Genomic DNA, 12,459 nt, shown 5'->3' with positions numbered 1-12,459 from the left:
TACATGGCGGCGACCGGCCTGGGCATCCCGTCGCGTGTGCGGCGGGGCCGAACCCGGGTCGTGGCAGGCCAGGCACGTCAAGAACCCGTCCGTCCCGCTGTCCGTGGCGCGTCCCGCACGAGCATCGCGGGGTGCGGGAGACGCGTGAGAGGTGAAGGGACGCGGGACGGGACGTCAGGTCTGAGGCTTCTTGCCGTGGTTCGCGGGATGCTTGCGACGGGCCTTCTTCTTACGCCGGCGCTTCGATGACATGGTCACCTCCAGCTGGATCGGGACCGTACGGAAGCTGCTGTTCCGACCGCTCCATGGTCCCAGGACCGGGCGCGCGGCGCGATTCGTGCGTTCCGGCGCGCGCCCCGGAGCCGTACCAGCCCCGGTTCGTACGTTTCCGCGCGAGGTATTTCCTCTTCCGGTACCGATTCCGGTCCTGTTCCACGACGGAGAGGTTCGGACGGCGCGGGACCGAGCAGGCGGGAGACATGGACACTCTCCCGCGCACCACCACACCGTCCGCCGTCCGCTCCCCCGCCCCGGGGCCCCGCGCGCGTACGCCGCGTTCCGGTGGGTTCCGCCGGTTCGGCGTCGTCCCGGTGCTGGCCGCGTCGATCGCACTCGCGGCGGCGGGCTGCGGCGGCAACGGCAGCAGCGCCACCGAACCGGCCGGGGCGAGCAGCTCCGTACCGGGCGGGTCCACGCCCGAAGCGCCCATCGCGTCCGGTGAGCCGACCGCGGGCAGCCCTTCGGCCTCGGACACCGCCCCGGCCCCCTCCGGACCGTCCGACCCCGCCACGCCTTCCGGCGCGGGTGGAACGAGCGCCGTACAGCGGTGCGCGGCCGAGGCGCTGACCATGAGCCTGTCGCCCGCCGACGCCGGCGCGGGGCAGGTCTACTACCGGCTCAGGTTCACGAACACGTCCAAGGAGACCTGCGCACTGACGGGTTACCCCGGTGTCTCGCTGATCCGTCGCGACGGCAGCGCGGTCGGAGTCCCGGCCACGCACGAGGGAACGGCCGGTACACGTACGGCGATCGGCCCCGGTGGTACGGCCGAGGTCACCTTGCACACCAACAACGAGGGCGTCTCCGACTCCCCTTGCTGGGGCCGGCCCGACTACCTCAAGGTCTATCCGCCGGGCTCCACCCGGGCGCTCACCCTGCGGACCGCCGACCCGCTCGTCTGCGGCGACCGCTTCACGACGACGGCGGTGTCGGGCGGCTGAGGGACGACCCGCGGCGTGCCGTGACGGTGTCTCGGCACGCCGGAGTGCTCACAGCCCGGCGAGAGCGAGAAGCCGGTGCATCTCCGCGGGCGGCAGAACAAGGTTGGCGGCGGCCGCGGTCCCGACGTGTTCCGACGGATCGGCCAGCAGCCGTGTCAGTACCGTGAGCGGAACTCCGGGATGGGCCGCGACCGTTCGGCGCACCGTCGGATCGGAATCGACCGCCAGAGCGCGGAGAAGTTCCACCGGCAGATCCGGGTCGCGCGTGGCCAGTTGTCTCATTCTCGGTTCGGGATCGGTGGCCAGTCGGCGCAGAACGGCTGCCGGGAGGGGGAATTCGTCGGCCGGACGCCACGCGGTTCTCTTGGCCGGTCGGTAGCCCCGGTCGATGCGTTCGGCGGTCGCGGGATCGATCCTGTCACGGGCGTGCAGAGCCATCGTCGTACGGACGTCGCTCTTCTCGTCGTGGAGCAGCCGGGTCACGACGTGCCAGGGGAGGCGGTCGGACATCGCGGCCGACGCGCGGAAGCAGGCGTAGGGCGAGTCCACGTGCGGCAGGGGGTCGGCCGTCACCCACGGGAGCCGTACCGTGCGGAGTTCGACCCGCGCCAGGTGGCGTGTCAACTCCCGGTCCAGCGCGTCGTCGTCCAGGTCCTCGTGGTGGTCGGCGAGCCAGTCGACCCCGTGGTCGTCGGTCAGGATCCACGCGTGGATCGCGGCACGGGTCGAGGGCGGGGTGTCCAAACGGGCGAAGACGCGGATCCTGACGAGCGCGCTGGAGTCCTCGGCGAGTACGTCGCGCACCGACGGCGGGAGTCCGGGGTGTGCGGCGAGTTCCCGGCGTACGTCCTCGTCCGGGTCGTCGGCCAGCCGGGAAGCGGCCTCGGCGTCCAGCACGGTGTGGCGTACCGCTCCGGCGCGCGTGACCGGGTCGGCCAGCAAGGCGGGGACCAGATCGGCGGGGGGTACGGGGTGTGGCAGCCGCCGGTAGTGGGTCGAACAGGCTCCCGCGCGTACCGAGTCGTCGGGATCGGTCAGCAGGATGCGGCGTACCGCTTCGGGAGCCCGGGTCCACCACTGGGCGAGCGCGGCGCGGACTTCGGGGTCCGGGTCGGCCGCCAGCCGGGCGCGCAGATCCTTTGGGACGTGGTCGTTCCGCGCCACTTGCTCGCGCACCCGCGCATCCGGGTCGGTGAGCAGTCTCTCGAACAGTTCTCGCGGTGCATCGGTTGCGGCGACCGCGACGGCCACCCGGATTCCGGGGTCCGGATGCCCGACGAGCGTCATCCGACACGCGTACGGCAGAGCCCTGTTGAGGGCGAGCGAGTGGGTGAGCCAGACGTCGCCGACGGCAATGATCGCGCCGATCATGTCGTCGGTCAGGTCAGGCCGCTTGGCGATCTCGCCACGTCCCCTGCGGTGGGCGAAGAGCCGGTGGAAGCTTTCGGGCGGCAGCGCGGGGTTCTTCGCCAGACCGTCCACCACCGCGCCCAGGTGGATGGGGTTGCTGGTGGCGTCCGACATTCCGGGGGCCTCCCGCTCCACTGAGATGATCGCCGAGTTTCGCACACGGTCGCTCTCCGCACACCGCCGGGGGCGGCCGGTCGCTCCGGCCCGCTCAGGCCTGGCGTCCCAGCAGTTCGTCGGCGCGGGCGGTGATGAGCCGCCGTACGACGGTGGAGGACCGGGAGGGCTGGCTGTCGGCGCGCTGGACCAGGCTGACTTCCACCGGCTCCGTGTCCGCGAGCGGCAGCCAGATCAGGTCGCCTGCCGACTGCCGGGTGTCGAAAAGGGCGAGGAGTCCGATACCGGCACCTCGGGCGACCATGGTCTGCACGGTGCGCGCCGACATCGCCTCGACCATCACCTGCCCCTTGGGGAGGTGTCTGCGCAGCCGCTGGTGCAGGACGGTGCCGGGTCTCATGGTGACGATCGGCCAGTGCTCCAGGTCGTCCCAGGTCACCTCGTCGCGCTGGGCGAGCGGATGGTCGGGCCGGGTATGGACGCCGAGCGGTGCCGTCATCAGCCGCCTGCGGGCGAGGCCGCTCGGGGCGGGTTCGTCGGGCGTGGTGACCACGCCGAGGTCGAGGTCGCCGCCCAGCACCGCGCTCTCGATGTCGCCCGAGGGACCCTCGCGCACGGAGAAACGCAGGCCCGGGTGGTCCGCGAGCAGCCGCCCGACGACCGGGGCGACGATCGTCTCGACGGTCACCGAACCGCCGCCGATGGACACCCGGCCCTGGTAGGTCCCGTTGGAGGCCAGCGCCGCCTCGCGCACGGCGTCCTCGGCCGCCACGAGGCGGGTGAACGGGCCGACGAGCGCCTCACCGGCCGGTGTCGCGCGCACACCTCCCGGGCTCCGGGTCAGCAGGACGACATCCAACTCCTCTTCCAGCACGGTGAGTTGCTGTCCGATGGTGGGCTGACTGACACCGCAGGCCGCCGCCGCCGAGCGGAGAGATCCCGTGCGCAGCGCGGCCAGGAAGTACCGGGCGCGTTCGACTCGCATCGGCCCAGGGTATTGCCATTGGCTATCACGGGATCCAGTGGGCGGCATCTTCCCGCAGCGAACGTGCCACGACATCGTGACGCGGGTCACGCATCGCCGTGACGTGCTGATTGCTCGTGAAAGGATTTTTCGTGCCCGGACCTCTCAATGGCGTGCGTGTCCTGGACATTTCGACCGTCCTCGCCGGTCCCCTGGCCTCCTCCCTCCTCGCCGAGTTCGGCGCCGAGGTGATCAAGGTCGAACAGCCCGGTGCGGGTGACCCCGCGCGCGGCTACCCGCCGCTCGACGACGACGGCGTCTCCGCCGGCTGGGCGGTCGTCGGCCGCAACAAGTCCAGCGTGACGATCGACCTGCACCACCCGGAGGCCGCCGGCCTCGTCGGCCGGCTCGCCGCCACCGCCGACGTGGTGGTCACCAACTTCCGGCCGGCGACCCTGCGCCGGTTCTCCATCGACTTCGAGGACCTTCTCGCCCACCGGCCCGACCTCGTCATGGTGCACGTGAGCGCCTTCGGGCGCACCGGCCCGTACGCGGAGCGCCCGGGCTTCGCCCGTGTCGCGGAGGCCTTCGCCGGGCTGACCCATCGCACGGGATTCCCCGACGGTCCGCCGGTGTTCGCGGGGTATCCGGTCGCCGACGGGGTCACCGGGATCTACGCGGCCTTCGCGGCGATGCTCGCGCTGCGCCAGCGTGACCTGACGGGCGAGCCCCAGCTGGCCGACATCGGGCTGTACGAGCCGCTGTTGCGGATGATGGAGGACTTCATCGTCGACTACGGCGAGACCGGCGAGGCCAGGGAACGCCAGGGCAACGAGAATCCGCACATCAGCCCCAACAACCTCTACCGCACCCGCGACGGGCGCTGGATGGCCCTGCCCGCGTCGACGGAGCAGATGTGGCGCCGGCTGGTCGTCGCGATGGACGCCCCGGACCTCGCGGCGTACGACACCATGTCGGCCCGGATCGAGCACCGCGCGGAGATCGAGGGGCGGGTGGCCGCCTGGGTGGCCGACCACGATCTCGCGCCCCTGACCAAGCTGCTGGACGAGGCGGGCGTAGCCTGCGGGCCCGTGAACTCCGCCGCCGACATCTGCGCCGACCCCCATGTGCGGGCGCGTGGATCGGTGGTCGAGGTGACCGACGAGCACGACGGACGCACCCGCCTGGTGCAGGGCTCCGCCGGACGGTTCTCGGGATTCGGCCAGATCGTCGACCGCGGTGCGCCGCACCTGGGTGAGCACACCCGTGCCGTGCTCGGCGAACTCGGCCTCGAACCCGCCGCCATCGACGACCTCGCCGTCCGCGGCGTCATCTGATCCAGGGAGACTCAACGATGTCCATGGCCGACGTCTCGATCGTCGTTCTCGTCGCCCTCTTCCTGGCGACGCTCGTCCCGAGGTTCAACATCGGGCTCGCGGCCCTGCCGGCCGCCTTCCTCGTAGGTCTCGCCGCCGACCGCACCGCGGACGAGGTGACGGCGTTCTTCCCGGGCGACTTCTTCGTCCTGCTGGTCGGGATAACAGCGCTGTTCGCCGTCGCCCAGATCAACGGCACGCTCGACTGGCTCCTCGACGGCGTGCTCCGCATGGTCGGGGGGCGTGCGTTGCTGGTCGCGCTGGTGCCGTTCCTGGTCGGTGCCGTGCTGACGGCGGTCGGCACCCTGCCGGCCGCCGCCACCGCCATCGTCGCGCCCATCGCACTGGGGCTCGCCGCCCGGTACGGGATCCCCCCGTTCATCGCGGCCGTCCTCGGCATCACCGGCATCATCAGCGGTCTCCTCTCGCCCCTGGCCGTGTTCGGCACCAGCGCCAACAACCTGGGCGACAAGATGGGGCTCGACCTGCCCGGTTCCGCGCCGGTCACCTTCTTCCTCGGCGGGCTGCTGGCGGGCCTCCTCATCTGCGCCGGATGTCTTGTGTTCGGGTACCGCACCGGAACCATGCCGCGCGGCCGTCTCACGCCGGTCGGCGAGCCGGACGCCTCGTCCGACGGCGCCTCGCGGGACGCCTCGTCCGACACGGGGAAGTCCGCCGCCGAGGAGACCGCCGGTCGCGCCCCGACGCCGGTCTGGGGCCGTTACCTGACCCTGGGATGCCTGCTCGCCGTGGTGGTGCTGTCGGTCGGCTTCGACATCAACATCGGCTACCTGGGGCTCACCGCCGCGGTCGTCCAGCAGCTCGCGCTCCGGCTGGATCCGAACGAGATCATCTCCCGCATCCCGTGGAACATCGTGCTGCTCATCGGCGGGCTGCTCACCTACGTCGGGCTGATGCAGGACCTGGGTGCCTTCACCCGGATCAGCGATCTGCTGCGGGTGGACGGTTCTCCGATGCTGAGCCTGCTCGTCCTCTGCTACATCGCCGGTGTCACCTCCTTCGCCGCGAGCTCCATCGCGGTCTTCGCGACCACGATCCCGCTGGTTCCCGCCGTGGTCGCCGAGGGCGCGTCGCCCGTCGGTGCGGTACTCGCGGTCGCGCTGGCCTCGATCCTGGTCGACATCAACCCGTTGGGCATCACGGGCGGGCTGATCCTCGGCGCCGCGAAGCCCGAGGACCGTACGCCACTCTTCCGCCAACTCCTGCGGTGCGGGCTCGTGTCCGTGGTGGTCGGTCCCGCTCTGGCGTGTTTCGCCTTCGGGTGGTGGTGACGGGGACAGCGCTCTCGGCGGCGGCCGCCGGACAGTCCGCGCGTCCCGCCGCCGGCGGGCGGCTCTCCGTGCCACCGGGCGTCACACGCGTCTTCCGCAGGTCAAAGCGCCCCGAACGCGCCCGCGTTGGCTCCAGGGCCTGTATCGAGTTCCGGGCTGGACGCCGCGCCCGGCCCGGAACTCGATACAGGCCCTGATGTGACCCCATCACACGGCGACGCAGGAGGCGACGAGTTCCATGAGTGACATCACGCCCGAGGACCGCACCGGCACCACAGGGCAGTCCGAAAGGACCGAAGTCGCCGCGGCGACGGAGTGGCCCGTCCTGGACGAGGCCCACGCCGCGATGCGGGCGGTCGTCGCGAAGGTCGCCCCGGAAGGCTGGCACCTGCCGACCCCCTGCGACCAGTGGAACGTCACCCAGGTACTGCGACACGCCATCGGGGACCAGGCCGCCTTCGTCTCGAAGATCACGGACGGGCCCGGTCCGTCGTACGACCCGTTCTCGCCCTCCGGCTCGCTGGACGGCGCGCCGGACGAGCTGCTGGAAGCCGTACTGGCCGACTCGGCCCGGGCGTTCGGCGGAATCGATCCCGCGGCTCCCGCCGTTCCGGTGCCGCTTCCGCCGTTCCAGGTACCGGCTGCCGTCGCGGTGGGGGCCGCCGCGCTCGACCTGGCGATCCACGCGTGGGACATCGCCGTCGCCACGGGGCAGCCCTCGTCGCTGACGCCCTCGCTCGCCCGCGCCCTGCGCCCGGCCGCAAAGGCCCTCGTGGAGCCGCTGCGCGGTTTCGCGTACGCCTCGGCGATCGAACCCGCAGCCGCGGCGGACGACGCGTCCTCGCTGCTCCACCACCTGGGGCGCCGGGCTGACCGGGTGGCGTGAGGGCTGCCCCTGGGGGTGGGGAACTGCGTTCCGGCACGGGACTTCGCGGTCACACCCCGAGAGGTCGGACACGCATGTCCGGGGTACCACGCACCGCGTACGCCGGCAGGCGGGCTTCCTCGAGGCAGTCCGGAGGGAGTGAGAGTCCGAACCGCTGCTCGACGACGGCCAGGGTGCGCCGGTAGGTGACGGCGTAGTGCTCCCGTTCGGGTGCGACGCACGTCTTCCCGTCGGGCTGGAGCACGGACCCGCTCACGAGTTCGGCGAGCAGCAGGTCGGGCTCCCGGCCCCAGCGCCAGATCTCCTCGCCCAGCCCGAATCCACAGAGTTCCACGCCGTCCCGGGCGTAGTGCACCGTGGCCGGCGGGTGTTCCATCATCGGCACGTAGTGGACGGCTTCAACGCCCTCTCGGGAGATCTCGGCCAGCAGGTCCCCGCCGGTCGAGTCCCCGTACTCCAAGGCGTAGGACCAGCCTCCATGCTCTCCGACCCGTACGACACCGTCGCCGTCCTCGCCCGGCCGGTACCACTCGCCGAGTTCCCATGCTTCGGCGTCGGTGATCGGCTCCGTCGCGCCGTCCCGTTCGCCTCCCATACGCACCGCCAGTTCCTGCGCCGATATCCCGCGTGCGAACACCACGCTGGACATCCAGTGCTCCAGGTCGACCAGCCACCGAATCCCGTCGCCCACGCGTTCGCCCCTCACCCCTGAACCGATCGTCGGGTTCACCCTACGCAGCGGCACTGACAGGACGATCCGTCATGCATGGCCCGGTGAACGCGTCCGGCGGCGATCCCCGTGGCGCCGCTCAGCCGCCCGCGCCGGTCCCTGCCGCTTCGCGCGCCGCGGCGAGGGCTCGCTGCCTGACGTCGCCGAACAACTGGATCATGGTGGCGGCCAGGACGTCGTCCTTGCCGATGGTCCGCCCGTCTCCCGTACGGGTGGACAGGGTCTGGACGGACTCCGGCACGGACGAGCGCGTCTCGGACGGTTCGCCCGGCGCCATCAAGGTGACCGTGCCGAACCGTCTGATCCCGCCCTCCCGGAGGACCATGGCCGCGTCCCGGGCCAGGTCCGTCAGGAACACGCTCGCGAGCCCGTCCAGGTCGCGGACCATCGTCGGGACGGCCGCGGCGCCCCGGTCGCGCAGCAGTTTCCTGATCGCCGTCTCGAACCTGTGGGCACCCACGACAGCGCTGTGCTTGCGTGACCTGCTGCGCCGGGGAGCGGTTACGACGGCACCCCCGGCGTCGTGCACGACCTCGGTCAGCCCCTTGAACGTGGGGCTGTGGTGGTACCAGGCACCTCCCACCTCCAGCTCGACATCCCGGTCGATGGCTGTCACCAGGTCCCTGGGAAGCAGCTTCCTCCGGTCCGCCTCCCCCGCCGCTCGCTGCGCGCCGTCGATCAGGTCCGTCAGGACGGTCCGTGTCACCGCCGCGGCGGCACGGGCGGCCGATGGCGAGACCTGCAGCGCGGTGACGTCTCTGAACACCGTCCTGACGAGAGAAGACGTGAACGGCGCGATGCCCTCGCCCACGGCGGACGCGGAACCGGTGTGCTGGGAACGTATGGGTCGTGCGGTCCGTGCGTGCATCGGAAAGGTCTTTCCCTGTTGTCGGTATGCCGCAGGGGCCCCGCTTCGCGGACCCCTCACATGGGGCGTCACAAGTCAACGGTTCGGGCCGGGCCCACCGCCCGTGCCGGCCGTCAGACCTGCCGGGCCGGCTCCTTCGGGCCGTACACGGCCGCGGTCGCCCCGGTGATCAGTGCCCAGTACCGGTCGCCGAAGGACCAGTGCCACCACTCGGTGGGGTAGTTCACCAGCCCGGCGGCTGTGAGCGCGGAACCCAGCAGGTCCCTGTGGGCGCGGGCCTCCGCGCCGATGCCGGGGGCATGGGTGTAGCAGGCGCCGTCGCTCTCCTCGGGGTCCGCGTTCATCCGGGTGCCCATGTCCAGTTCCCGGCCGTCGGCGTCGACCAGAGTCAGGTCGACGGCGGCGCCGGCGCTGTGCGGGGCGATCTCGGGCGGGGACACGTACCGGCTGGCGGCCGAGTGGATCCGGTCGGCGGGCCAGTCGGTGTGGGCGGCCCTCAGCTGGTCGGCGTACTCCTCGAAGTACGCGCGCTGGAGGGCGGGCGGCCGGTATCCCTCGACGAACAGCAGCCGCAGGCCCTCCGGGAGCAACGCCTGCGCCTCCATCAGCCGCCGCAGCACGCCTGCGCGCAGGTGGGCGAAGGCGTCCGCCGGGTCCTGCTTGCGGGTGTCGACCAGCAGCCGGCCGTCCTCACGGACGTCCACGAGGGGCTCCCCGCACTCCGCGACGGTTATCGCGGTGACGGTCGGATCCGACATCAAGATGATCTCGCTCATGGGCCGATCATCCCGCACCGCGCGATCGGTGAAGAACCTGCCGGGGCGCGTCACCGGCTTGAACCGGCTCACGACCGGTGGCGTCCCAAGGGCTTGCCCGCAGAACGCCACCGGTGCGGAGGACGGTCAGGCGCCCTGCTGGACCGGTCCGACAAGGGTGCCGGCGGCCACCGTGAACGCCCCTTCGGCGAAGGACGCGCCGGGGATCTCGCCGCCCGGAGCCCGGAGCGTGAACGACGCCTCGTCCACGGACGTGACCAGACCGGTGTTCGGGACCTGGATGTCGAAGTGCACCGGGTGCCCCGGCCCGAAGGTCACCGCACCGCCCTGGTCGCCGTAGGTGCCCGCCGTGATGCCGCTGTCCGATCCGTGGTCCAGGAACCGCGCGTCGCTGGGCGATCCGGCCAGCTCGCACGGTTCGTACCCGCGCGGCGCGGTCAGGGTGACGCGGTAGTGGCGGTGACCCGCGGAGCTGTCCGACGGAGCGATCGTCGCCGTGTGGTTGGCCGGACGGCAGGCCGAGGGAGCACCGCTTCCGTTCGTCGCCGCAGCGGCCTGCACGACTCCCGCGCCCACTGCCCCGCCCGTCAGCACGGTGAGGGCGAGGACGACGCCGATCCTCTGGTTGGTACGCATCAAAGAACGTTCCTTGCCTTGTTCGATGGCCTGCGGCTGATCGCCGCCGGAACCATGGTCGACGTCATGCCTGCCCGTGTTCGCCCGTGGTGGATGTCCCGGAATCGCCACAATTGGTTTTCCGTACACGGATTCGTCGGCGCCCCGCCCCCCGTGCGGGCATTCCCGCGTCCGCCGCGCGCCCCGGCGGACAGCCGCGCCCGGGACCGCCGCGAGGCTTGGAGCGTCAGGTTCAGGAGCAGCCGTTCGAGCCGGCTTCGACCGCCTTGTCCACGGTCCCTTTCCGGGCGACACCGTCGACCGCCACGCAGATGCCGAAGACGCGCGCGTAGCCGGTCCAGCCGTTGACGCGGCCCCGGTTGCTGCTGATCTGCACCCGCCTTTTCGCGGGATCCACGGACGACACCACGTGCAGGTAAACCGTCCCGGCGACACGGGCGAGGACGATGTCCCCGGTCTCCAGTGCCGACGGGTCGACCGGAGCGACGACCACCTGCTGCCGGTGGCGGATCAGCGGCACCATGGAGGTGCCGCTGGGACGGAACGTCACGGTGGCCCCTGCGGCGACCCGGTCCGCCACTGCGTCCAATGCACCCATCCGGTGATCGTGGCAGATCCCCCCGCGGCGGCCCATCGATTTTCCTCGCCGTGGCCCACACCCCGGGGGGCGAAGGCGTCAACAGGCCTTCCGCCACACCCCCAGTTCGAGCTTCTTCTCCATGGACGACAGGCCCAGCCGGCGGGAGTCCGCGCAGAAGTCGGACGCGGGCACCTCGTACTCGACGTGGAAGACCGCCTTGCCCGCCTCGACGAACGGCGTCAGCTCGCCGCACTCGTCGTACTGGGCGCACTCCTCGTTGACCGCGAAGTCGAAGTCCTTCAGCAGGGCGGGGATCTGCGGCAGGTCGTTCTTCAGGCCCACGGCCATGCCGCGCTCGTGGGCGAGCTTCGCGATCATCCTGTTGTACGCGAGCTGGTCGGCGGCGGTGATGTCGAAGCCGCTGTCGTTGTTGTACGCCTCGACGAGGTCCGGTTCCACCGCGTCGAACCCCTTGGCGCGGCACATGTCGAAGCGCTTGGCCATGATGGGCTTCAGTACCGCGATCTGCCGTACGTCCAGCCAGCGTTCGCCGTCCCAGTCGTCACCGGAGCCGAGGACCGACGCGGGGAAGGCGGCCTTGTCGGACCGGAAGTCCTCCCAGGCGCCGACGTTGATGTAGCAGATCACCTTGCGGCCGTCGCGGTGCAGGCGGGCCACGTCGGCGGCGGAGTTCTCGAAGCCGTCGATGTCGTAGACGGGCACGTCCACCGACTGGTCCGCCCGGCCGTTGAGTTGCCACTGCCAGTCCAGTCCCGGCTTGGGACGCCACCAGCCGGTGGAGCCGCCCTTCGCGGGCGCGGGCGCGGACGCGGTGGCCGGTCCTGTCGTCGGGGAGGCCGGAGCCGACGACCCGGGTGACGGCCGGTGGGTCGCGGACGTCGTGGGTGTCCGGGAGGCGTGCGGGTCGCGCGCGGGCGCGTCCGGGGAGGCGGGGCTCTCGCCCGCCCCTCCCGCCCGGTCCTCGTCCGTCGTACCGCCGCACGCCGTGAGCGCCGCCGCCGCCAGCAGCGCCACGAGGGCCGCCCGCCAGGTCGCCATGGTGTTCCTCATCGTTCCTTCCCGGTCAGTGCGGGCGACAACGCTGCCCAGGGGTTGGGCAGTTCGCCCGTGACGGGCCCGCACACCGCTGCCCCCCGCTCGGCCGCGGTGCGCACCGCGAGTGGTACGAGCGCCTCCGGCACCCCGTAGACCAGGTGGCAGAGCCGGTCGGCAGGTTCCTTCCCCGCCTTGGGCGGCCGGGTGAAGGCCGAGACGTACGTCGACCAGGGTCCCTCGAAGGTGACGGTGAGGTCGGCGAGCCGGGTGTAGCCGGGGGCCGGCTGGACCCCCGGGTTCAGCACCACCGCCCGCGCCCCCTCCCGCCTGACCCGGCGCACCAGCCGGCGGCATGCCGGCAGGTCCACCGAGGTGGAGGTCACCTGGTCCAGGAAGCAGCCGTCGACCCCGTACCACTCGCGGTGGAGCCTGAAGTCGGCGAGGACCAGGTCCGGGCACGGTGGTCCCGGAGGGCGCGAACGGGCGGATCACTCTCGCCTCGATGGCCGGTGTGAACACCGAGCCCGTGACGATCGCCGAGAAGGACACGA

General features: G+C 71.7%; 12 protein-coding genes and 1 pseudogene. 4 read left to right on the top strand and 9 right to left on the bottom strand.

The window, feature by feature from the left end:
• Nucleotides 1-479: 479 nt before the first annotated feature.
• The gene (locus tag ACWD3D_RS24150; RefSeq protein ID WP_451462901.1) at nt 480-1,220 is read left to right on the top strand and encodes a DUF4232 domain-containing protein; all 741 of its coding nucleotides are present in this window, start codon (nt 480-482) and stop codon (nt 1,218-1,220) included.
• Between the two features lie 48 nt (nt 1,221-1,268).
• Here ACWD3D_RS24150 and ACWD3D_RS24145 read toward each other — a convergent pair whose 3' ends face one another.
• Nucleotides 1,269-2,744, bottom strand: a complete 1,476-nt coding sequence (locus tag ACWD3D_RS24145; protein ID WP_451462900.1) for a hypothetical protein — start codon at nt 2,742-2,744, stop codon at nt 1,269-1,271.
• Nucleotides 2,745-2,838: 94 nt separating this feature from the next.
• Nucleotides 2,839-3,729 (bottom strand): LysR family transcriptional regulator, encoded by an 891-nt coding sequence (locus tag ACWD3D_RS24140; protein ID WP_451462899.1) that lies wholly within the window; start codon nt 3,727-3,729, stop codon nt 2,839-2,841.
• A gap of 131 nt (nt 3,730-3,860) precedes the next feature.
• Here ACWD3D_RS24140 and ACWD3D_RS24135 point away from each other — a divergent pair, with 131 nt between their 5' ends.
• The 3 genes from ACWD3D_RS24135 to ACWD3D_RS24125 all read left to right on the top strand — a co-directional run bounded on the left by ACWD3D_RS24135 (nt 3,861) and on the right by ACWD3D_RS24125 (nt 7,262).
• Nucleotides 3,861-5,045, top strand: a complete 1,185-nt coding sequence (locus tag ACWD3D_RS24135; RefSeq protein WP_451462898.1) for a CaiB/BaiF CoA transferase family protein — start codon at nt 3,861-3,863, stop codon at nt 5,043-5,045.
• A 17-nt stretch (nt 5,046-5,062) separates the two neighbouring features.
• Nucleotides 5,063-6,376 carry an SLC13 family permease gene (locus ACWD3D_RS24130; RefSeq protein WP_451462897.1) on the top strand — a complete coding sequence of 438 codons (1,314 nt, stop codon included), beginning with the start codon at nt 5,063-5,065 and terminating at the stop codon, nt 6,374-6,376.
• A 238-nt stretch (nt 6,377-6,614) separates the two neighbouring features.
• Nucleotides 6,615-7,262, top strand: coding sequence for a TIGR03086 family metal-binding protein (locus ACWD3D_RS24125; RefSeq protein WP_451462896.1), 648 nt, complete (start codon nt 6,615-6,617; stop codon nt 7,260-7,262).
• A gap of 49 nt (nt 7,263-7,311) precedes the next feature.
• Here ACWD3D_RS24125 and ACWD3D_RS24120 read toward each other — a convergent pair whose 3' ends face one another.
• The 7 genes and pseudogenes from ACWD3D_RS24120 to ACWD3D_RS24090 form a co-directional block, all read right to left on the bottom strand.
• Nucleotides 7,312-7,953: a DUF6461 domain-containing protein gene (locus ACWD3D_RS24120; protein ID WP_451462895.1), complete on the bottom strand. Its 642-nt coding sequence runs from the start codon at nt 7,951-7,953 to the stop codon at nt 7,312-7,314.
• Between the two features lie 118 nt (nt 7,954-8,071).
• Nucleotides 8,072-8,758 (bottom strand): hypothetical protein, encoded by a 687-nt coding sequence (locus ACWD3D_RS24115; protein WP_451462894.1) that lies wholly within the window; start codon nt 8,756-8,758, stop codon nt 8,072-8,074.
• Nucleotides 8,759-8,973: 215 nt separating this feature from the next.
• Complete coding sequence (locus ACWD3D_RS24110) at nt 8,974-9,636, bottom strand: M15 family metallopeptidase (protein WP_451462893.1); 663 nt, start codon at nt 9,634-9,636, stop codon at nt 8,974-8,976.
• Nucleotides 9,637-9,762: 126 nt separating this feature from the next.
• On the bottom strand, nt 9,763-10,272 hold the full coding sequence (locus tag ACWD3D_RS24105; protein ID WP_451462892.1) for a DUF4232 domain-containing protein: 510 nt from the start codon (nt 10,270-10,272) through the stop codon (nt 9,763-9,765).
• A gap of 232 nt (nt 10,273-10,504) precedes the next feature.
• Nucleotides 10,505-10,870, bottom strand: coding sequence for a S24 family peptidase (locus tag ACWD3D_RS24100; protein ID WP_451462891.1), 366 nt, complete (start codon nt 10,868-10,870; stop codon nt 10,505-10,507).
• A 78-nt stretch (nt 10,871-10,948) separates the two neighbouring features.
• A complete protein-coding gene (locus ACWD3D_RS24095) occupies nt 10,949-11,923 on the bottom strand; it encodes an endo alpha-1,4 polygalactosaminidase (protein WP_451462890.1) in 975 nt (324 codons plus the stop codon).
• Nucleotides 11,920-12,345: pseudogene (locus ACWD3D_RS24090) on the bottom strand (spherulation-specific family 4 protein); the annotation flags it as partial. The gene ACWD3D_RS24095 and the pseudogene ACWD3D_RS24090, both read right to left, overlap by 4 nt.
• Nucleotides 12,346-12,459: the final 114 nt, after the last annotated feature.

It is taken from the genome of Streptomyces sp. NPDC002690 (assembly GCF_053592415.1).
This window is presented reverse-complemented; position numbering and strand designations above follow the sequence as displayed.